This is a genomic window from Thermogemmatispora sp., from assembly GCF_019683635.1.
Taxonomy (GTDB): Bacteria; Chloroflexota; Ktedonobacteria; order Ktedonobacterales; family Ktedonobacteraceae; genus Thermogemmatispora.
Window position 1 is genome coordinate 1 of the sequence record NZ_JADGIA010000085.1, and the last position, 20,102, is coordinate 20,102.

Here is a 20,102-nt window from a genome sequence, read left to right on the forward strand (position 1 = left end):
CTTCACCATTGGCACCATTGGCGTTCTGGTGCGGCGCAATCCGCTCATTATCTTTATGTCGATAGAACTCATGCTTAACGCGGTCAATCTGGCCTTTGTCACGCTCTCAAGCTATCTGGATTCGGCGGATGGTCAGGTTTTTGTCTTTATCGTGCTCACAGTGGCCGCCGCCGAGGTGGTGGTCGGGCTGGCGATCATCGTCTCGATCTTCCGAACACGGCGTAATATCGACGTGGACGAGATGAATCTGCTGCGAGGGTAACGCGATGGCAAGTCTTCTTCTCTGGGTGCTGATCCCGCCGCTGCTGGGCTTCATCATCCTGGGGCTGCTTGGCAGGACCTTGCCGCGCTCGGCGATTCTGACCGTTGCCTGGGGCACGGTCGCCCTCTCTTTCCTATTCGCTTTGAGCGCCTTTCTGTCGCTGCTGGGTGTCCACCCGGATAGCCAGCGCGTGAGCGATGCGACGGTCTACACCTGGGCGATCGCCGGCGACCTGCAGGTCCACTTTGGCCTCTTGCTTGATCCGCTCTCGGCGACGATGCTGCTGGTGATCACCGGGGTCGGCCTCTTGATCCATATTTATTCGGCGGGCTATATGGCGGATGATCCGGGCTTCTGGCGCTTCTTCTCTTATATGAACTTCTTCATCTTTGCGATGACGTTGCTGGTAAGCGCGGATAATCTGCTCTTCCTGCTGGTGGGTTGGGGCCTGGTGGGCCTGGCTTCCTTCTTGTTAATCGGCTTCTGGTACCAGCGTCCGGCGGCAGTGGCTGCCGCGCGCAAGGCGCTGGTGATCAATGTGATCGGCGACTTTGGCCTGATGCTGGCCATCTTCTTGCTGTTCAAGCACCTGGATACGGTCGACTATGGCTACGGCGGCCCGAACTGCATTCCGGGCACCAGTGGCTACGGGGTGCTGACGGCGACCTCCTGCCAGCAGCTTGGCTCGCTGGTCTCGCTGGCGATTCCTCTGCTGCTCTTTGTGGCTTGCGCGGCGAAGTCGGCCCAGTTGCCGCTCTATATGTGGCTGCCGGATGCAATGGAGGGCCCAACGCCGGTCAGCGCCTTGATCCATGCGGCGACGATGGTGACCGCCGGCGTCTATCTGGTGGCGCGCACGCACGTGCTCTTTACGCTCTCGCCTTATGCCCTGCCGATTGTGGGCGCGATCGGGGGCTTGACGGCCCTCTTTGCGGCGACCATCGCCCTGACGCAGCTCGATATCAAGCGGGTGCTGGCTTATTCGACGATCAGCCAGCTCGGCTATATGTTCATGGGTGAGAGTGCGGGAAGCTATAGCGCGGGCATTTTCCACTTGACGACCCACGCCTATTTCAAGGCCCTGCTCTTCCTGGGCGCTGGGGCCGTGATTCATGCGCTGGGCGGCGAGCAGGATATGCGCGAGATGGGGGGCCTGCGCTACCGCCTGCGCATTACCTTCTGGACCTTCCTGATTGCCGTATTGGCGATCAGCGGTATTCCACCGTTTGCCGGCTTCTGGAGCAAAGATGATATTCTGAGCGCCCTCTTGACGCAGGCGACCAGCGTGGGCGGGGCTGTGCGCTACCTGTACTACGGCCTGTGGGGCCTGGGCGTCCTGACCGCCGGTCTGACGGCCCTCTATATGTTCCGTCTCTTCTACGGCATCTTCATGGGGAGCTACCGCGGGGCTGGCCCCTTGAAGCACAGTCATGCTGGTTCTGAGGAGGAAGAAGAAGAGGAAGCGGAGGAGGTGCTTACGACGGGAGGAAGGCGCCGTCGCGGAGAGTCGGCTCTCTATGAGATCTATGAGGCTCCAGCGGTGATGACGGTGCCTCTGGTCATTCTGGCGATTCTGTCGACGATCGGTGGCCTGGTCGGCTCCTTTGCGCTCTTCAATTACAGCCGCTGGCAGCCGTTGAACGCCTTTTTAGCGCCGGTGCTGGGTAGCGCGCCGGAAGGCAATCTACGTCTGCTCTGGCTCTCGACCGGGGCCAGCCTGGTCTTTGCTCTGCTTGGGCTGCTGATCGCCTGGCGGCGCTACGGTCAAGGCTTTGTCTACAAGGAGAGCCGCAATCCTTTCTATCGCCTGGCCTACAACAAGTACTATGTTGATGAGATCGGCATTGCGCTCCTGATCAATCCCTTGCTATGGCTGGGGCGTCAGGCTTCGGCCCTGTTGGAGGGTGGGCTGCTGGATGGGGGCAGCCGGCTGGTGGGAAGAGCTTTCAGCCTGGTGAGTGCAGGTGGACGTCGCCTGCAGACTGGCTATGTGCGCAACTATGCGCTGGCGATCTTGATCGGCGTGGTGCTGATTATTCTCTACTATGTCGTGAGGGGGTAAGCCGGCATGTTCCCGATGTTATCGACGATTATCTTTCTCCCGCTGCTGGGCGGCATTGTCGTGCTGCTGCTCCCCCGCGAGCGCGTCAATGTGATTCGCTGGACGGCGCTGGGGGTGGCCTGGCTGGATCTGCTCCTGGCGCTCGGCGTGATGCTGGCCTATGCCCAGCCGCATCCGACAGCCATCACTGTCGGTACGGTGCCGTTGGTCGTGGGTGAAGCCTCGCCGACGGTGGCCAGTGTCACCTTCCTGCTGCAGGAGCATCTGAGCTGGCTGCCAGCCCTGGGCATCAATTATAGCCTGGGAGTGGATGGCGTCAGTGTGCTGCTGATGACTCTGACCACGCTGCTGACGGTGGTCTGTATTGCGGCCTCGTTCCGCGTGGAGCAGAAGCTACGTACCTACCTGGCCTTCATGCTCTTGTTGGAGAGTGGTCTGCTGGGGGTCTTTCTGGCGACCAATCTCTTCCTGTTCTACGTCTTCTGGGAGCTGATGCTGATCCCGGCCTACTTCCTGGTTGGTGGCTGGGGTGGCCCGCGGCGCGTCTATGCGGCCATTAAGTTTGTGCTCTATACGGCGGTGGGCAGCTTTCTGATGCTGGCCGGGATCATTGCCCTGGGCTACTATTATCGCACAGGTGGGCATTATACGCTCGATCTGACGACTATTTTGAATAGCTCGACCCACCTGAACAGCACTGTGCAGCTCTGGCTCTTCCTGGCCTTTGCTGCAGCCTTTGCTGTCAAGACGCCGCTGGTGCCCTTCCATAGCTGGCTGCCGGATGCCTATAGCGAGGCGCCCGCGCCGGTGACGGCCATGCTGGCTGGAGCGATGGCCAAGGCTGGGGCCTATGGCTTCCTGCGCTACTGCCTGACGCTCTTCCCGGATGCGGCCCATCGCCTGGCGCCGCTGATCAGCACGCTGGCGGTGATTGGCATTCTCTACTGTGCGCTGATGGCCCTGGTGCAAAGCGACATGAAGCGGCTACTGGCCTATTCGAGCATCAGCCATCTGGGGGTGATCACGCTGGGGATCTTTGCCCTCAGTGCACAGGGGATGGCCAGTCAGCAGGGCATTGACGGCGCTGTGCTGCAGATGGTCAATCATGGTATTACGATCACGGCGCTCTTCTTGATTGTGGGTTTCCTGGAAGCGCGCACGGGGACGCGGCGCCTGGAGGACTACGGCGGGATGGCGCGTCGCTTGCCGATTATGGCCAGTGTCTTGATGATCGCCTGCCTGTCGTCGCTGGGCCTGCCTGGCCTGAATAGTTTCGCCGGTGAGTTCCTGGCCCTGTTGGGGGTCTTCCGCAATAATGCGGTCTTCGGGGTACTGGGAACGCTGGTGGTAGTGCCGGCGGCCTGGTATATGATCCGGCTGGTGCAGAATGCAATGATGGGTGTGCGTCCGGCTGGCGGCCCTGTGGTGGCGGCTGAGCGCAAGGGAGGTCTGCCTGATCTGGATATTGGTGAATTCCTGGTACTGCTGCCGTTGCTGGTGTTGATCTTCTATATCGGTGTGCATCCGCTGCCGCTGACGTTCTTCGTGGAGCATTAGGGTAGCTGAGGAGTGAGGGAGCCAGGAAGGGCGGCGGCGGAAGGGAGCGGGAACAGGTTTTGTCGCGAGGTTCTGCTATGTCGTTTACGTACATCGCATCGGCTGCCGACTGGGCACGCATTGCGCCTGAGCTGGTGCTGGCCGGGGTAGCGCTGCTGATCCTGTTGGTCGATCTGCTCTTGCCGCAGACGGGATCTGCGCCCCGCGAGCGAGGAGCGGCCAACTTCTTTGTGCTGCCCCTTCTGGCCTTGCTTGGGGTGCTCGGCGCGCTGGCGGCCACGATCGTGCTCTTCGTGGTTGGCGATGGCCAGCGAGCGTTCTTTGGCCTGGTCGGCTCTGATTGGGGATCGCTCTACGCCTATCTGGCGATCTTGAGCGCTGCCGGTTTAGGTATTATCTTCTCTCCCGCCTACCTGAAGCGTCTGAAGCTGGTGCATCAGGGCGAGTACTATGCGCTCTTCCTGGCGGCGACGCTTGGGATGATGCTGCTGGCGGCGGCGACCAGCTTCATGACCCTGTTCCTGGGTCTGGAGACGCTATCGCTGGCGCTCTATATCCTCTGTAGCTTTGTGACGCGCCGGCAAAGCTCACAGGAAGCTGGGATGAAGTACTTTTTGCTGAGTTCCTTCGCCTCGGCTTTCCTGCTTTATGGTGTGGCGCTGATCTATGGGGCCACGGGGACGACGCGCTTCGGGGCGCGGGGAACGAGCGCTTTTCCGGGTGTGCTGCAGTTTTTGCAGGCCCATCCGCAGAGTACAACGCTGTTGCTCATCGGGATTGGGCTGCTGACGGTGGGCTTTGCCTTTAAGGTGTCGGCGATTCCGTTCCAGATGTGGACGCCGGATGTCTATGAGGGGGCGCCGGCGCCGGTGACGGCCTTTATGTCCGTGGGGACAAAGGCGGCAGCGCTGGTCGCCTTTGCGCGGGTCTTCGCGGTGGTGCTGGCGCCGGTGGCGGCAGACTGGCAGGCGGTCGTTTGGGCGCTGGCGGTGCTGACGATGGTTGGCGGCAATCTGCTGGCGCTGGTGCAGCGCAATGCGAAGCGGTTGCTGGCTTACTCAAGTGTGGCTCATGCGGGCTATCTGCTGATCGGTGTGGTGGTGGGAGGAGCGACCGGTCTGGCTGCTATCCTCTTCTATCTGCTCTGCTATGCTTTCCTGAATGCGGGGGCCTTCGGGGCGCTGAGCGCTCTGGAGCGGCTCGATAACAGTGGCTGTGATAGAGAGGATCTGCGCGGGCTGTGGTTCCGACGGCCCTGGCTGGCGGGTTTTCTGGCCTTCTTCCTGCTGGGGTTGGCGGGCTTCCCGCCGATGGCCGGGTTCGCGGCCAAGTACTATCTGTTCTTTGCGGCACTGCAGGGCGGCCATCCTGAGCTGTTGCTGATCGGTGTGCTGACCAGTGTGCTGGGAATGTATTATTACTTGCGCCTGATTGCGGCGATGTTCATGGAGCCGGCCCGTGAGGCGCAGGCGGAGCCGTTAGAGGCGACGCCTGCGCTGGCAGTGGCAGGCGCGGGAGCGGGCGCAGGCATGGCCCCGCGGGTCCCCGGAGCGTTGGGGCGGGCGGCGTCGACGCGCGCCAGTGGGGCCAGTACTGGCACGGCTGGCGCGGCGGTGGCGGTGAAGACGACGGCCCAGGCGACGACGCGGCGTGCTCCGGCAGTCGAGCAGGCGCCTGAGACGCACGAGCAGGCCGCTGAGGAGGGAGCGCTGGCTGGTAGCTCGCTGAGCTGGACAACCTGGCTCGGTCTGGGGCTGGCGGCGCTGGGTGCGCTGGCGCTGGGAACGGTGCTGCCCTTCTGGCTGGTCGATCTGGCGCTGAAGGCCGCGGCGACACTGTAGCGCTGATGACGGTGCAAGGGAAAGGGAACGGGGCTACCGCGCCAGGGCGACACCTCCTGGGGCGGTGGCTCTCCTGATATGGCGAGATAACAGGCTGGTGGATCGCAAGACAGAGAACACGGTCCACCAGCTTTTTTCTTGTTGGGCCTGCGAGTACGAGCGTGATAACCTGTAGGGGGGCCGACGACTCATCTCGCCGTCTCGCGAGCCAGGCTGACTGGCCTGGCACAAGCCAGCAGGAATGAAAAAATTCCAGTGCCATACGCGCTCATAGGCACTGGAATCATCGCATATGATAGGCATATCGAGGCAGAATAAAAGAAAGAAAGCGGCGAAAGAGGAAAGAAGGAATAAAGAGGAGTAGAGCGAGAGAGGCCGCCGGTCACCTACTCCTCGACCACGCCCATCACATCGCTTTCGCGCAGGATCAGCAGCTCCTCATCGTCGATCTTGATCTCGGTGCCAGAATACTTTGAGAAGAGCACATGATCGCCGACATTCACCTCGGGCTTCACGCGCTGGCCGTTATCGAGCAGCTTGCCCGGGCCAACCGCCAGGACCAGGCCCTGCTGGGGCTTCTCCTTGGCTGTATCGGGGAGCACGATGCCGGTCTTCGTCACCGACTCGCGCGTGACAGGCTTTACCAGCAGACGATCAGCTAGTGGGCGAACCTTCTCACCTGCGGTGGACATAGACTCTACCTCCCTTGCACAGACAGATAGCATGAGACGGCAACAACAAACAGAGCCGCCACGCCTGCCCCTGCCTCGTCTCGACCTGGCAGCGTGGCGCCCAGCCGATTAGCACTCTCGCGAGGAGAGTGCGAACCGGCTATTATCATACACCAGAGTGGGCCACATCGCAAGAGGGAAAAGGCGCCCTTACAGCACAATCGATTGATAAGTTGAAGCCGCCAGCGCCTGCGCCACAATCACCGCCAACAGCAACACGCCCCAATCCAGCAGAGCATCGGGAACCGCGCCCACCACGAGGAAGCCGCGCAACAAGTCCACAGTATAGCTCAATGGATTAATCTGCGCCAGAATCCGCAGCCAGTCGGGCATGATGGCCAAGGGATAAATGGCATTGCTGGCGAAAAAGAGCGGCATTGTCAAGACCTGGCCGATGCCCATGAAGCGCTCGCGCGTCTTTACCAGAATGGCGATCAACATCGACAGCGTCGAAAAGAAGCTGGCAGCAATCAGGACCGCCAGCAGGCTGCCGATAACACCGATCAGGCTCCACTGTAGGTGGACGCCCAGCAGCAGGGCCAGGAGGAAGATGATTACTGCCTGGCTGAGCGAGCGCACGGCGGCTCCCAGCCCCTTGCCGGTCACAAAGCTCGCGCGCGGCACCGGCAAGACCAGAAACTTTTGCAGGATGCCCGCATCGCGTTCCCAGATGATGCTCAGCCCGTAAAAGATCGAGACGAACATCAATGACTGGGCCAGAATGCCTGGCGTCATAAACGTCAGATAGCTGACCGAACCGGTGGGGATGGCGCGAAGGCGAGAGAAGGCCTCGCCGAAGATCACCAGCCACAGGGCCGGCTGCACGGCGCGCGTCAGCAATTCGGTCGGATCGTGACGCAGCTTGCGTAGCTCGATCTCTGCCACGACCAGCACACACCGTACATAGGTTACCACCATCTCCCAGGGCGAAGGCGGGCGCAGCAATGCCTCCAGGGCGGCTCCTTCTCGCTGGGGTTTATCCGAAACGCTGAGCGCGCCGACGTAACTGTCTGACTTCACGATAACTGCCTCCCGATTCCAGAGTATTGCCTGTCACTGACGTAAACACGTCCTCAAGCGTAGCACCGGGCCGATTCAGGCTGGCCTTCAGGGCCGCCGGCTCACCGATCGCCGCAATGCGCCCCTGATCCATAATGGCCACGCGCTGGCAATAAGCGTCAGCTTCCTCCATATAGTGGGTGGTCACCAAGAGGGTGATCTGCTCCTGATTGCGCAGCAGCTCCAACGCCTCCCAGACTGAGCGTCGCGCCGTCGGATCAAGGCCGATGGTCGGCTCATCCAGGATCAGAATGCGCGGACGGTGGAGAATGGCCTGACCGATCTCCAGGCGCCGGACCATGCCGCCCGAGTAGGTGCGCACCAGGCTGTGGGCCGCGTCGCGCAGATTGAGCAGCTCCAGCACCTCCCAGATGCGCCGCTCACGCTCCTGGCGTGGGAAACCCAGCAGCTTGGCCACCACCAGCAAATTCTCATAGCCGGTCAGCGTGCTGTCCGCCGACAGCGACTGCGAGACATACCCCAGCAGCCGCCGAATGACCATCTTATGGCGTTGGACGTCCAGCCCCGCGATGCGCATCTGGCCGCTGGTCGGCGGAATCAAGGTGATGAGCATGCGAATAGTGGTAGTCTTGCCCGCCCCATTGGGGCCAAGCAAGCCAAAGGCTTCGCCCTCCTGAATAGAGAACGTGATGTGATCAACGGCGACTTTATCGCCGAAACGCTTGACAAGATCTTCGACTTCAATCATTGGCCTCATTCGGCCTGACCTCCCTCTCCTGCAGGGATGGCAGTGACCACCGGACTGGAGCCGTGGCCCTCGCTCTCCTGCTCGTTGAGAACCTGGGCCTGACCAGGGGTGTCTTGCTCCTGCCCGGGTTCTTCGTCGCGCCTGCCTTCGGCCCCTTCCCCTGCGGACTCGGCTGCCTCCAGCACACGCTCAATGAGTCGCTGTAGCTCATCCTGCTCTGCAGGGGTTAACGGCTCCAGCATACGCGAGAGCACGGCGCGCCGTTCTCGTTGCCAGGCCGCTACCTGCTCGATACCGCGCGCCGTCAGCTCGACCAGCACCACCCGCTCGTCGCCTCCATCGCCCTGACGCACACGCCTCACCAGGCCCGCCTTCTCCAACCGCTTACAGGCGCTGGTCACAGAGCTACCGCTCAGTCCGAGGGCGGTCGCCAGCTCGCCGACGCTGCAGCTCCCCCGCCGGCTCAGGTTTTTGAGCAGCCAGTACTGCTCCGGCGTCATTTCTGCCCGCCTGACCGGGTGAGTGCTGCGCCTCAGCAGCCTCCACAAGGCCAGCAGATCTTCTACCAGGCGTTCGCTGGCCATGACTCGACTCGCTCCCTTCCTTTTTACAGACTAATATTTTTACTATCAAATATATTGATAATACAGTTTCTCGAAGCTGTCAAGGGGCAAAGTGCGAGGAGTGTGCCCCCTGCGGACACGGCTGGAAGGAAGGAGCATTGGGGAACTCAGCGCGAGGGAGAGCAGTCTCTATATAACGAAGGCTGCCAGCTAACGATTGGCAATGGCTCACAGGTGTGCTACCGCAGAGGAGCGACGAGACTGTTTCCGGCTCAGAGCCTTCCCCTTCGCTTTCCCAGGCTGCTAAAAAACCTTGAGTCAAGGAAGCTGGAACAAGCCTGGTCCCTGACACTCTCGTGGCTGCGTGGCTCGTGCAGCTACGAGGCACAACACAAGCGCGAAAAGAGAGGCTCTTATGCAGAAGCAAGCTCACCCATCCCCGGCGGTAAGGACCGCCGACAGCCCGGCATTTTTGCCCTTCACGCTCTTATGTGCGTTAGCGCTTATCTTCATCGTGATCTCGGCCTGTGGGCAGCCGCCGCGGAATTCGACATCGGCGCTTGCTTGTGGTACTGTCACGAGTACAGAAGCATTGAGCAAGAACGCCTCAGAAACCAGGCAGACCATGCGTGCAGGGGCCTGTTTCCTGCATGCCTATCAGCAATGCCAGGCGGCGACCCTGATCTATATCGACCAGGATAGGCTTCTCAGGCAGGATCAGCAGGGGACCGTTGTACGGACCCTGACCGTTGAGGCCGCGAGCTGCCGGGTCTCAGAGACTCTTCAAGAGGCCTCCAGCTCCGTAACCTCTATCTGTGAGAAGGTGGAAGGTCTACGTGGGGCCTTGCACCTGGTTTCCTGTGGAGTTGACGGTACCTTCTATTTGATCCTGGACGCCGCTATTCAATGACGTTTCCGCATGGTGGTCAGGATCAGGCACCGGCTCGCAGCCAGGGAAGCAAAGGGTGAGGGAGGTGGTGGCCAGAGCCAGAAGTCACGGGGGTCCTGGCCACGCTTGTACCGGTGGGCAGAATGCGCTACAATAAAAGCCCGATGCGCTGATATTCACAGAGTCGGGCGCCAGTCGTGGTGCTCGTGAAGTGTGGCTAAGGCGATCACAATCAGCGCCCGTCGCTCACAGCAAACTCATCTGCACGACAGACAGACAGACAGATAGAGCTGGACCGTACTGATGCCTGAGCATACAGACCTGGAACAGGAGCTACTGGCCGGCCTCAACGGACCGCAGCGGGAGGCCGTCACCACTACCGAGGGGCCGCTGCTGATCCTGGCTGGTCCCGGCAGCGGCAAGACGCGCGTCATCACCCATCGCATCGCCTATCTGGTGCGCTGCCGTGGCGTGCGGCCCTGGCATATTCTGGCCGTGACCTTTACCAATAAGGCCGCGCGCGAGATGCAGGAGCGTCTGGAGAAGCTGGTGGGCCTGAGTGAGGCCCGCGAGATGTATATTGGCACCTTCCACGCTATCTGTGCCCGTGTGCTGCGCGCCGAGGCGGATCTGCTGGCTCCGCTCGGCCTGACGCGCTCCTTTGTCATCCTCGATACCGATGACCAGGCCGCCCTTATCAAGCAGGCCCTGCGCGACCTCGATCTCGATGAGAAGCAGTATCGTGCCTCGCTGATCCATGCCTTGATCTCGCGCGCCAAGAACGCCATGCTCTCCCCGTACCAGATGGCCGAGCAGGCTCGCCGCTATACCGAAGAGATCGCCGCGCGGGTCTATCGCCGCTATCAGCAGCTGCTGCGCGCCAACAATAGCGTCGACTTCGATGATCTGCTGATGCTCACCGAGCAGCTCTGGCGTACAGAACCCGAGGCCCTGGAGCGTTACCAGCAGCGCTGGCAGTATATCCATGTCGACGAGTTCCAGGACTGCAATGTGCCGCAATATAAGCTGATCCGCCTGCTGGGACGGGGCAGCTACGAGCGGCCCGGCGGCAGCGGCAATGTCTGCGTTGTTGGCGACGATGACCAGATGATCTATAGCTGGCGCGGCGCCAGTGCCGAAAACGTCCAGGCCTTCGAGCGCGATTTCCCCGAGGCGCGCATCATCCTGCTTGAGCAAAACTATCGCTCAACGCAGCACATTCTCGATGCCGCTCAGTGCGTCGTCCGGCGCAATACGGCCCGCAAGGAGAAGCGGCTGTGGACCGCCCTCGGCCAGGGCGAGAAGCTGATCTACCATGAGGCTTATAACGACGAGGCCGAGGGGCTATACGTGGCCGATGAGATCCTTAAGCTGCTGGCGCGCGGCGAGGTGGCCCATCGCGGCGAGATTGCCGTGATGTATCGGACCAACGCCCAGTCACGCGCTCTCGAAGAGCAATTCCTGCGGGCCAATATTCCTTATAAAGTCATCGGCAGCCGCAAGTTCTACGAGCGCAAAGAAGTCAAGGACATGCTGGCCTATTTGCGCCTGCTGCTCAATCCTCACGACGACCTGAGCCTGCAGCGCATCATCAATGTCCCCAACCGGAAGATCGGCCCGAAGTCGCTGGGCGAGCTGCAGCGCTGGGCTCGCGAGGAGCAGCTTTCGCTCTACGATGCCCTGCAGCGCAGCGAGGACCATCCGACCCTGGGGCGCGCCGCCAAGAACGCCCTGCAGCAGTTCGCCCACCTGTTGGAAGAGCTGCGCGCGTCCGTGGCTGAGCTGCGCTTGCCAGAGCTGCTCGACCGCGTGGCTGAGCGCACAGGCTATGGCCCTGAGCTGCGCGCCTCTCCCGAAGGTGAGGAGCGCTGGAGTAACATCCTGGAACTGCGTCGCGTGGCTGAGGATTACGCGGAGATTGAGACTTCGCTGGCCCTGGAGCTGTTTCTAGAGAACGTGGCTCTGGTCGGCGGGGCCGACGTGGCTCAGACAGGCGAAGAGGGCACCCTCCTTCACGAAGAGGATCAGGATGCCGTGACGCTGATCACCTTGCATGCGGCCAAGGGCCTGGAGTTCCCGGTGGTCTTCATTGTAGGTCTCGACGAGGGCATTCTCCCACATGGGCGCTCCATCGATTCGCCCGAACAGCTGGAGGAAGAGCGTCGCCTGGCCTATGTTGGCTTCACGCGCGCGATGCGTCGTCTCTACCTGGTGCGCGCCCGTCGCCGCTCGTATTTCGGCGACGTGGTCTATACGGAGCCATCGCGCTTTCTGGCTGATATCCCGCCCGATCTGTTTGCCTCTAGTCCCGGCTCTGGTTCGCTGCGCCAGTCTTCAACCTGGGAACGGGGGGGACGCTACGAGAGCGATGATCACGACTACGGCTATGGCTCTCGTGGGGTCTATGGCGGCGCTGGTTCCCGTCCGCGCCGCTCCGTGCCTGCCGACGCGACCTTCACCCCGCCATCCGCCGACATCTCATCGACACCAGCAGCGCCGCGCTTCCAGCCTGGCGATCGCGTGCTGCACCACCTCTTTGGGCAGGGCATTGTGCTCAAAAGTGAGCTGGAAAGCGGCTCTGAGTTTGTCGAGGTGCAGTTTCAGGGGAAGCATGGCAAGAAGCGTCTGAGCCTGGATTATGCACGCCTGGAGCGCCTCCCCTGAGTGGCTGGCATACCAGGAAAACCATCCCTGCTGGTCGGCGCCTGGGGCTGGCCAGCATCGCCGCGTGCTTCGCGACAGGCTGCCCTCCAATTACTGCTTCTAAAGCAGTACCATGATGCTGAGCGCCATGATCCACTGGAACACCATCCTCCCAGCTCGTAGCTCTCGACGCCAGCGTTATTGTCCTCATACATGACCCCCACGTCTCATGCTCAGACAGAGGAAGATTGAATCAAGTCAAGCAAGAGCACACTACTACTGATACATTTGGCTGAGGCTATTCTGCCTTCCTCTTTTCTGCTCCTGCTAGTGTTACAGGTCTCTATTAAGGTTGTGTTAACTTTCTATGGCAATTCGCCTGATAAAAAGCCTCAATCTTGTCAATCCCCTATCAATAAATTGACAGCAGTGGAATGGAGAGTCTATAACGCCGCTTGCTTCCAAATATGGCTATTGTCTGATCGAATATGAGCATTTATCATAGCTTTAGCCTTTTATCGGTATCTCTTTATTACCATGAGGAAAGGAAACTGACCGGAAAAGCTAATGGAAACCAAGCATTTCAAAGGGGAGAAGAGTGGCGAGCGAATAGAGTACCATATTACTATTCATGATATGCCCAGCAATGAACGACCACGCGAGCGTCTACTGTCCTACGGGCCGCAGGCTCTCTCGACTGCCGAGCTGTTAGCCATCGTCTTGCGTACTGGGACCAGGCGCAACAACGTTGTGGAGCTGGCGGCGAAACTTCTGGTGCTGTACGGTGGGCTTGGTGGACTCATGGGGGCAGATCTGGCCAGGCTCTGCCGCGAGCATGGGCTGGGTGCCGCCAAAGCGGCCCAGCTCAAGGCGGCGCTGGAGCTGGGTCGACGGCTGCAGCTAGAGCAGCCGGAGGCTCGCTATCGCATCATCTCGCCGGCGGATGCGGCGCGCCTGGTCATGATGGAGATGGCCTATCTGGAGCATGAGGAAATGTGGATTCTGCTGCTGGATACCAAGAATCAGGTGGTGGCGATCGAGAAGCGCTACAAGGGGACGGTCAACAGCTCGGTCCTGCGTGCGGCGGAAGTCTTCCGGCCTGCGATCCTGCGCAATTGCCCGAGCATTCTCATTTGCCACAATCACCCGAGTGGGGACCCGACGCCTTCGCCGGAGGACATCGCCGTTACCGAGCAGCTGGTGGCCGCCGGGCATCTCCTTGATACCGAGCTGATCGATCATCTGGTAATCGGGAAGCAGCGCTATGTGAGCCTGAAGGAGCAGCTCCGTTGGTAGGGCTGGTCAGTCAGGTCCGGGCAACCTGCCGGTCTTGCTGATGCCTCTTAGAAGGGATCGATCGACCTGGCAGAGGAGGGAGGTCCAGGGTTCAGGCAAGGCAGGGGGCAAAGGAGACAGAGGGGGTAGAAGACAGAGCGGCTGCGATGGGAAGCGTCCAGATGAAGCCAGGAAAGGAAGACCTTTCCCAGTCCCATCGCAGCCGTTTGAAAGCGAAAACACTCAGCTAGCGCGGACGACCGCCTCTGGCGCCGCTTGTGGGCCAGTCTGGTCCTGACTGCGGTCCTGATCTCCCTCGCCGGCGGCATTCTCAGGGTGAGGAGAGGGCAGGCCGCCCTCCAGGGCCACAGCCAGCACCTGCTTGATATCATCGACGAAGACGAACTCCATCTGCTCGCGCAGCTCGCGTGGCAGGTCCTCTAGCAGATCCTGCTCGTTCTTGCGCGGCAGAATCACCGTATGGATGCCGGAGCGGTAGGCGGCCAGCACCTTTTCCTTGACGCCGCCGATGGGCATGACGCGCCCGCGCAGAGTAATCTCGCCCGTCATGGCCACATCCGAGCGCACCTTACGCCCGCTGGCCAGGGAGACCAGTACGGTCACCATTGTCACGCCCGCCGATGGTCCATCCTTGGGGATAGCTCCCGCGGGAACGTGAATGTGCACGGTCTGGTTCTCGAAAACATTAGGGGGGAGACCCAGGGCGGCGGCGTTCGAGCGCACGTAACTGAGAGCCGCCATTGCCGACTCCTTCATCACATCCCCCAGCTGCCCCGTCAGGATCAGCTGACTCTCCTTGCTGGGCATGACCGCCGCCTCAACAAAGATGATCTCGCCGCCGACAGGGGTCCAGCTCAGGCCGGTGGCGATGCCGGGCCGATCGATGCGCTCGGCGGCCTCCTCGAAGAAGCGCCAGCGCCCCAGGTACTCGGTCAGCTGCTCCGTGGTGATATGGATCGGCGCCTGACGCCCCTCGGCGATCTGGCGCGCCGCCTTGCGGCAAAGCGTACCGATCTCGCGCTCCAGATTGCGCACGCCCGCCTCGCGCGTGTAGCCGCGAATAATGTGACGGATCACCTCATCGTCGACGATCAGCTCATCCGGGCGCAGCCCGTTGGCCGCGATCTGCTTCGGCAGCAGGTAGTTGCGGGCGATGTGCATCTTCTGTTCCTCGGTATAGCCCGAAAGCTCCAGAATCTCCATGCGGTCCCGCAGCGGCGCCGGGATTGGCTCCAGAGAGTTCGCTGTTGCGATGAAGAAGACCTTCGACAGATCGAAAGGCAGGTCCAGGTAGTTATCGCGGAAGTTGTAGTTCTGCTCCGGGTCAAGCACCTCCAGCAGAGCAGAAGAAGGGTCGCCGCGCCAATCGGCCCCAACCTTATCGACCTCGTCGAGCATGATCACAGGATCGTTGGTTTCGACGCGCCGCAGGGTCTGGATGATGCGCCCGGGCATGGCCCCGATATAGGTGCGGCGATGGCCGCGGATCTCGGCCTCGTCACGAATGCCGCCCAGGGACATACGCGCGAACTTGCGCCCCAGGGCGCGGGCGATCGACTGACCCAGCGAGGTCTTACCGACGCCCGGTGGGCCGACGAAGCAGAGGATCGGCTCGCGGTTGAGCTGGCGATTGGCCTCGTCCGAGTGCAGCGGCTGCGTCGGGCGGCGCTTGTCGGCCTCTCCCTCTGCGGCGGCCTCGGCGGCCTCCTCCTCGCGCCTGGCCCGCTCGGCCATGCGCTCCTCCTTCAGGCGGCGCACGGCCAGGTATTCCAGAATGCGCTCCTTGATCTTCTCCAGATCGTAGTGGTCCTCATCGAGGACCTGACGCGCCTTCTGGACATCAATCGTCTGGCCGGTGCTCTTGCTCCAGGGGAGGCTGACCAGTAGCTCAAGGTAGGTACGGATGATGCTGTACTCAGGCGAGACCGTGGGCAGCTTCTCCAGGCGCGACAGCTCGCGGTTGGCCTCCTTGAGGGCCTCCTCGGGCATCCTGGCCTCTTCGATTTTGGCGCGCAGCTCGTTGATCGTAGCCTGCTCTTCGCTCTCCTCGCCCAGCTCACGCTGGATGGCCTTCAGCTGCTCGCGCAGGAGGTACTCGCGCTGCATCTTGTTCATTTCTTCCTGGGCGCGGCTCTGGATCTTGCGGCCCAGTTCGAAGATCTCCAGCTCGTGGGCGAGGAAGCTGCTTAGCTCCTTGAGCTTTGCGCGCACCGAATCAAGCTCCAGCAGCTTCTGGCGCAGCTGCAGGTCCATCTGGACGAAGGTCGCGATCAGGTAGACCACCTGGCGCGGCTCTTCCAGGTTGAGGTTAGCGGCAGCCGCGGCCTCCGGCACATTTTGGACCAGAGCGACCATGCGCTGGAAATAGCTCACCACGTTGCGCTTAATGGCCTCGGTCTCAGTGTCGCTCTCCTGGATGTCAGGTCGCAGGGTCACGCGCGCCTTCAGGTAGGGTTTTTCTTGAACGAACTCGCCGATGGTCACACGCTCCAGCCCTTTGACAATGATATGGATCGTGCCATCGGGCATGCGAATCATGCGTTCCACGCGCGAGACCGTACCGATCTTAAAGATGTCGTCCGGCCCGGCCTGCTCGATCTCTGCCGAGCGCTGGGCTACCAGCACGACCAGGCGATTGCCTGGCATGATATCGTTGATCAGGCGAATCGAGCGCTCCTGACCAACCGCCAGCGGCTGCATGGCGAAAGGATAGACCACGACATCTTTGAGGGGAAGGACCGGCAGGATGTCGGGAATCGAGAACCGTTCCTCGTCGTCTTCCTCCCGCTCATCGGAGTAGTGATGATAGTGATGGTGCGAGCGTTCTTCACGGGAAGGTTCGGGATCCTCATCGACCGCGCGCCGCTGACGCCGCCGCGGCTTCTGACGTGTTGAGGGCGAGCTAGCGGTGGCCGCTCGCCCGCCACGCGCCGGGCGCCGCCGCGCAGGAGCACTTTTCGCCTGAGTCTCCTCTTCATCTCGTTTCCCCTGAACCTGTTCTTCCTCTTCTTCTTCGACCGCCTGCTCAGGCATAAGCCCGCGCTTCTTCTGATCCTTTTCCATAAACCTTTCTCAGTCAGTAGTTCGTTCGGTTCATTCGCTAATTGCTACTTCTCCGTGGCACTCTGCCGAACCTGGACGCGCTGAGGCTCGCTGCGGGTCGCGGGCAGCTTGGGCAACGTGACCCAGAGAAAGCCGTTTTCGTAGCGTGCCGTCACTGCCTCGCGATCGATGGGCGAGGGAATGAAGACCTCAACGCGAAAAGGTCCATAGCGGATCTGCGCCTCCTGATAGTAGAGGTTCTCGCGGTCCTCATTGTCATCTCGCCGCTCGCCGCTGACCACCAGCGCGTCTTCGTAGAGTGTGACATTGATCTCATCCTCTGACATGCCTGCAAGCTCTATTTTCACGACGACCTGCTCCGCCGATTCGCGTATATCGGCGGGAGGACGCCAGACCTCCGAGTGTTGGAGAAGCGCCTGCTGACTCTGCCAGAGAACTTCCTGCAACAACTGGCGATAGTGGCGTTGCAGTTGTTGCCCTGACCCATCGATATAGCGATAGGTCACAGAGCGGTAGCGCATCCGCATACTGGTTTACCTCGTTTCACTCTCCTCAAACGGATCGTGAGGCGTGACCTACATGTAGCTTCCCTGCTCGTTTATGAGCGTTGGCCTGCTGGACTCCGCTGGGCTGCCGATCGATGTGGGCGGCTGTCCGCTGTCTGGCCGCCTGCCCTGGTCTGGGTCCCTCCATACCTGGCTGGCTCTCGGTTTGTTTGGTGCTCTCTCCCTGAGCTTGCGAGTCGGTTGCTGGTCTGCTAGAAAGGTAAAGCGAGCCACAAGGACTAACGATCAGCCACGAGCCGGCACATAGACGGGCAGACAAACAAATCCGCGCGGCCCGGGCTAGACTGGACCCTGGCAGGTCTGGCTCAGTCTCGCCTGCCCTACCCGCTCGCGCCCCTTTGCCTTCTCTCCTCCCCTGGTGAATGCAACAGCGCTGCTCTGGCTGGGCGTTCCGCCCGGCCCCTGATTCTTTCCTGCAATCTGCTCTGCGGCGCTGTCTCTCAGGCGAGGTGGATGGAGCAGGGGAGGGCGAAGACGTTCCGTACAGCCCCGTGGATGCTACACGTGCTGACTACAGCAGAGGAAGATCTTTTTCGCCGCTGGCCAGCGCCTTCTGACACTCCGGGCAGAGGTATTCGTATTCTGAATGGCTCTCTGAGAGGACGTCGCTCTGGATGATGCGCGCGTAGCGCAGACGTGTTGCCTTATTGCACCTGGAGCAGTTGACATATGTATCCGATATTGCAGTCCTTCTGGTCCCAAGGATGTCTTCCTGCATGACCGACACATGCCTTTCTTTCTGCTTCAAAGGTCACAATCACCCGGTAGCAGCGTGGGCCAGGGCTACGTGGCGCACAGCTGTCGGCTTGGCTCTGCGCTCTTGGCCTGACCCTCTCACCAAATCATGCGGCGCCGGAAGCCCCGGCGTTTCCGCCTGGGGAGGAGGCGCCGCACCCTCCTTTCGTATACCCGTAGCCATCTGCCCGCTGAAGCAGGCGACACCACCTCCACGAAATCCCATCCGCTTTTCCCACCCGGAACGATCCAGAGGCGCGCACGGCCACCGGGCCAACATGGACTCCGGTGCGCTTGCCCCTCGGTACTTCCGCACGCACCAGATCCCCCGTGCGCAATCCACGCACCGTCTTGGAACGCATCCTGTATCCGCGCGGGAACCCGTGGGCGTCCACGTTCGTCCGGCACCGCTGCCCGCGTCCCAGTGCCTTGATGGCAAGAACCGGGGCATGCCAGCCGGACACCCCGGCAAGATCGCCCACGCACAGGGCGTCCAACGCATGCGTCTTCGGGAGTCCCAACCGTTCCCGGTTCCACTTCGTCCGCCCGCCCGTCCATGAGCGAACCTCCAGGCTCATGGCACACAGACCGTTCCGGATCGCGGAGCGCGTCGTGTTGACGGCCGCGGCGTCCTTCAGCGGCCCCTTCGCCCTGGCTTGCACTTCCGGGTGGCCAAACTCCTCCGCCGTCCGGTTCCCCTTGGCCTGGTTGCAGGCTCGACAAGCGACGGTCAGATTGCTGACCCGATCAGTTCCCCCCCTCGACTTCGGAATGATGTGCTCGATCTCCAGTGGCACGTTCTCCGCGCCACAGTACACACAGCGGCGTCCCCATTTTTCTAGCAAGTATTCGCGGACTTCATAGCCGAACAGCTCGCCACGCTGGTACTCCACGCCAGAGATCTCCGGGTGGTGCAGCGCCTGCGTGTCAAACCGGACGGTCTCGATCTCGATCCAAGCAATGGGGGCCAGGCGCCGGTACCGGCTCGCCCACGAGAGGACGTTCTCAACCCGGCTTCGCAACGACGGCGGGACCCAGCCGTTGGCCCTCCGGCGATGGGTGAACCTGGGAGCGCGGAAGCGCAGATGGGCGTTCCTCCTCCGGCGGCGGGATGCCGCCCGTTTCTGCATCCGTTCTCGCACAGCATCCCCACGATGAGCCATCTCTGCCAGGTGCAAGGCATGATCCCAAGGACCATTCTCCCTCTCTTGCCGGCGCACAACCGCCACCCCGGTGACCTTGCTCCCTGGATCGAGCTTCAGCCCGACGGGCTGCAGCACGCTCTCCTCAAGGAGCCGGTCTTTGAGCCTGATGGTGAACGGATGGAGCCGGTGAACGACGGCACGTCCGCGTTCCAGCAACAATCGTGCTCGCTTCTCCGGGCAAGGCATGAGCGGCTGCTTGCGCTTGTCCAGCACAAACACCATGATCCTTTCCTCCCTTTCGGGACCCCTTACGGGGCCGGTGACGGGTCCGGGCGGACTCTCCCGGACCGCTCCCCTCGCCCATGTTGCTGGCCGGGCGTCTCCTCCGGCCCGTTTCGCCCACACCCCGAAGGTTGTCTGCAGCCGGAGCTTCCAGGGTCCGGAACTGGGGAAGCATCCCGGAGTGGGTCGTTGGCCTGCCAGCAACGGAGCGGCGTCCTCGCCTTGTCCTTCGGCTCAACCGCTTGGGCTGGTCAGAGCCGGGCTTGCAAGATTCCCTGCAAGCCCCCGGCTTGAGCCGTGGGGTCTCTGACGGGAGCGGAATGCGTGCGTATGGGCAGGCGTGCCTTCCCATCTGCAGGCCAGGGCTGCCCTTTTGGCCGCCTGGCCTTTTTGATTATGGCATGCGGGCGCGAAAATTGCAAGGTGGTTTGACGTCTTCATGACGATATGCTACTATGTCTCTTGGGCTTCATTTATTTTTCGTGCGTTTTCAAAAGGTTGGCAGGCAACTCAGCAGCTATCAGGCGCGTCTTTCCTGGTTGGTTAGCCGGGCGCGGCCAGCGCCCTGATATGAATAGAGGGCACTCCCATGATCGCGCAAACACTCTCTCAATGGCTGGCTCGATTGTTTGCATGGTGGCCCGGAAGAAAGCGGCGCTCTCAGCCGGTGGAGGCGGAAGCGAGTGGGGTCTCCAGCGC

At 61.4% G+C, this 20,102-nt stretch carries 14 protein-coding genes; 7 read left to right on the forward strand and 7 right to left on the reverse strand.

All coding sequences use genetic code 11. From position 1 onward, the window contains the following. The 4 genes from nuoK to IRZ31_RS11165 all read left to right on the forward strand — a co-directional run. The coding region (gene nuoK / locus IRZ31_RS11150; protein WP_297153451.1) for an NADH-quinone oxidoreductase subunit NuoK at positions 1-262 on the forward strand (262 nt) is incomplete at its 5' end. 4 nt (positions 263-266) lie between these two features. Then, positions 267-2,324 (forward strand): NADH-quinone oxidoreductase subunit L, encoded by a 2,058-nt coding sequence (gene nuoL, locus IRZ31_RS11155; protein ID WP_297153453.1) that lies wholly within the window; start codon positions 267-269, stop codon positions 2,322-2,324. Positions 2,325-2,330: 6 nt separating this feature from the next. Further along, on the forward strand, positions 2,331-3,881 hold the full coding sequence (locus IRZ31_RS11160) for an NADH-quinone oxidoreductase subunit M (RefSeq protein ID WP_297153455.1): 1,551 nt from the start codon (positions 2,331-2,333) through the stop codon (positions 3,879-3,881). Positions 3,882-3,958: 77 nt separating this feature from the next. Next, the gene (locus tag IRZ31_RS11165; protein WP_297153458.1) at positions 3,959-5,722 is read left to right on the forward strand and encodes an NADH-quinone oxidoreductase subunit N; all 1,764 of its coding nucleotides are present in this window, start codon (positions 3,959-3,961) and stop codon (positions 5,720-5,722) included. Between the two features lie 386 nt (positions 5,723-6,108). Here the strand turns inward: IRZ31_RS11165 and groES are convergent, their stop codons facing one another. The 4 genes from groES to IRZ31_RS11185 all read right to left on the reverse strand — a co-directional run bounded on the left by groES (position 6,109) and on the right by IRZ31_RS11185 (position 8,805). Next, positions 6,109-6,414, reverse strand: coding sequence for a co-chaperone GroES (gene groES, locus IRZ31_RS11170; protein WP_297153461.1), 306 nt, complete (start codon positions 6,412-6,414; stop codon positions 6,109-6,111). A gap of 189 nt (positions 6,415-6,603) precedes the next feature. Beyond that, the gene (locus IRZ31_RS11175; protein WP_363325662.1) at positions 6,604-7,371 is read right to left on the reverse strand and encodes an ABC transporter permease; all 768 of its coding nucleotides are present in this window, start codon (positions 7,369-7,371) and stop codon (positions 6,604-6,606) included. Positions 7,372-7,429: 58 nt separating this feature from the next. Then, positions 7,430-8,230, reverse strand: a complete 801-nt coding sequence (locus tag IRZ31_RS11180; protein WP_112431702.1) for an ATP-binding cassette domain-containing protein — start codon at positions 8,228-8,230, stop codon at positions 7,430-7,432. Then, positions 8,227-8,805 (reverse strand): MarR family transcriptional regulator, encoded by a 579-nt coding sequence (locus tag IRZ31_RS11185; RefSeq protein ID WP_297153471.1) that lies wholly within the window; start codon positions 8,803-8,805, stop codon positions 8,227-8,229. The genes IRZ31_RS11180 and IRZ31_RS11185 overlap by 4 nt, the downstream gene beginning before the upstream one ends. Before the next feature lie 394 nt (positions 8,806-9,199). Here IRZ31_RS11185 and IRZ31_RS11190 point away from each other — a divergent pair, with 394 nt between their 5' ends. The 3 genes from IRZ31_RS11190 (at position 9,200) to radC (ending at position 13,612) form a co-directional block, all read left to right on the forward strand. Further along, entirely contained in the window at positions 9,200-9,694 is a 495-nt protein-coding gene (locus tag IRZ31_RS11190) for a hypothetical protein (protein ID WP_297153473.1), read from the forward strand. A 282-nt stretch (positions 9,695-9,976) separates the two neighbouring features. Further along, positions 9,977-12,337 carry a UvrD-helicase domain-containing protein gene (locus tag IRZ31_RS11195; RefSeq protein ID WP_297153476.1) on the forward strand — a complete coding sequence of 787 codons (2,361 nt, stop codon included), beginning with the start codon at positions 9,977-9,979 and terminating at the stop codon, positions 12,335-12,337. A gap of 546 nt (positions 12,338-12,883) precedes the next feature. Next, positions 12,884-13,612, forward strand: a complete 729-nt coding sequence (radC, locus tag IRZ31_RS11200; protein WP_297153479.1) for a DNA repair protein RadC — start codon at positions 12,884-12,886, stop codon at positions 13,610-13,612. A 222-nt stretch (positions 13,613-13,834) separates the two neighbouring features. Here radC and lon read toward each other — a convergent pair whose 3' ends face one another. The 3 genes from lon to iscB all read right to left on the reverse strand — a co-directional run bounded on the left by lon (position 13,835) and on the right by iscB (position 19,406). Next, positions 13,835-16,645 carry an endopeptidase La gene (gene lon, locus IRZ31_RS11205; RefSeq protein WP_297153482.1) on the reverse strand — a complete coding sequence of 937 codons (2,811 nt, stop codon included), beginning with the start codon at positions 16,643-16,645 and terminating at the stop codon, positions 13,835-13,837. A gap of 74 nt (positions 16,646-16,719) precedes the next feature. Further along, positions 16,720-17,202 carry an Hsp20/alpha crystallin family protein gene (locus tag IRZ31_RS11210; RefSeq protein ID WP_112431713.1) on the reverse strand — a complete coding sequence of 161 codons (483 nt, stop codon included), beginning with the start codon at positions 17,200-17,202 and terminating at the stop codon, positions 16,720-16,722. A gap of 881 nt (positions 17,203-18,083) precedes the next feature. Next, positions 18,084-19,406 (reverse strand): RNA-guided endonuclease IscB, encoded by a 1,323-nt coding sequence (gene iscB, locus IRZ31_RS11215; protein WP_363325663.1) that lies wholly within the window; start codon positions 19,404-19,406, stop codon positions 18,084-18,086. Positions 19,407-20,102: the final 696 nt, after the last annotated feature.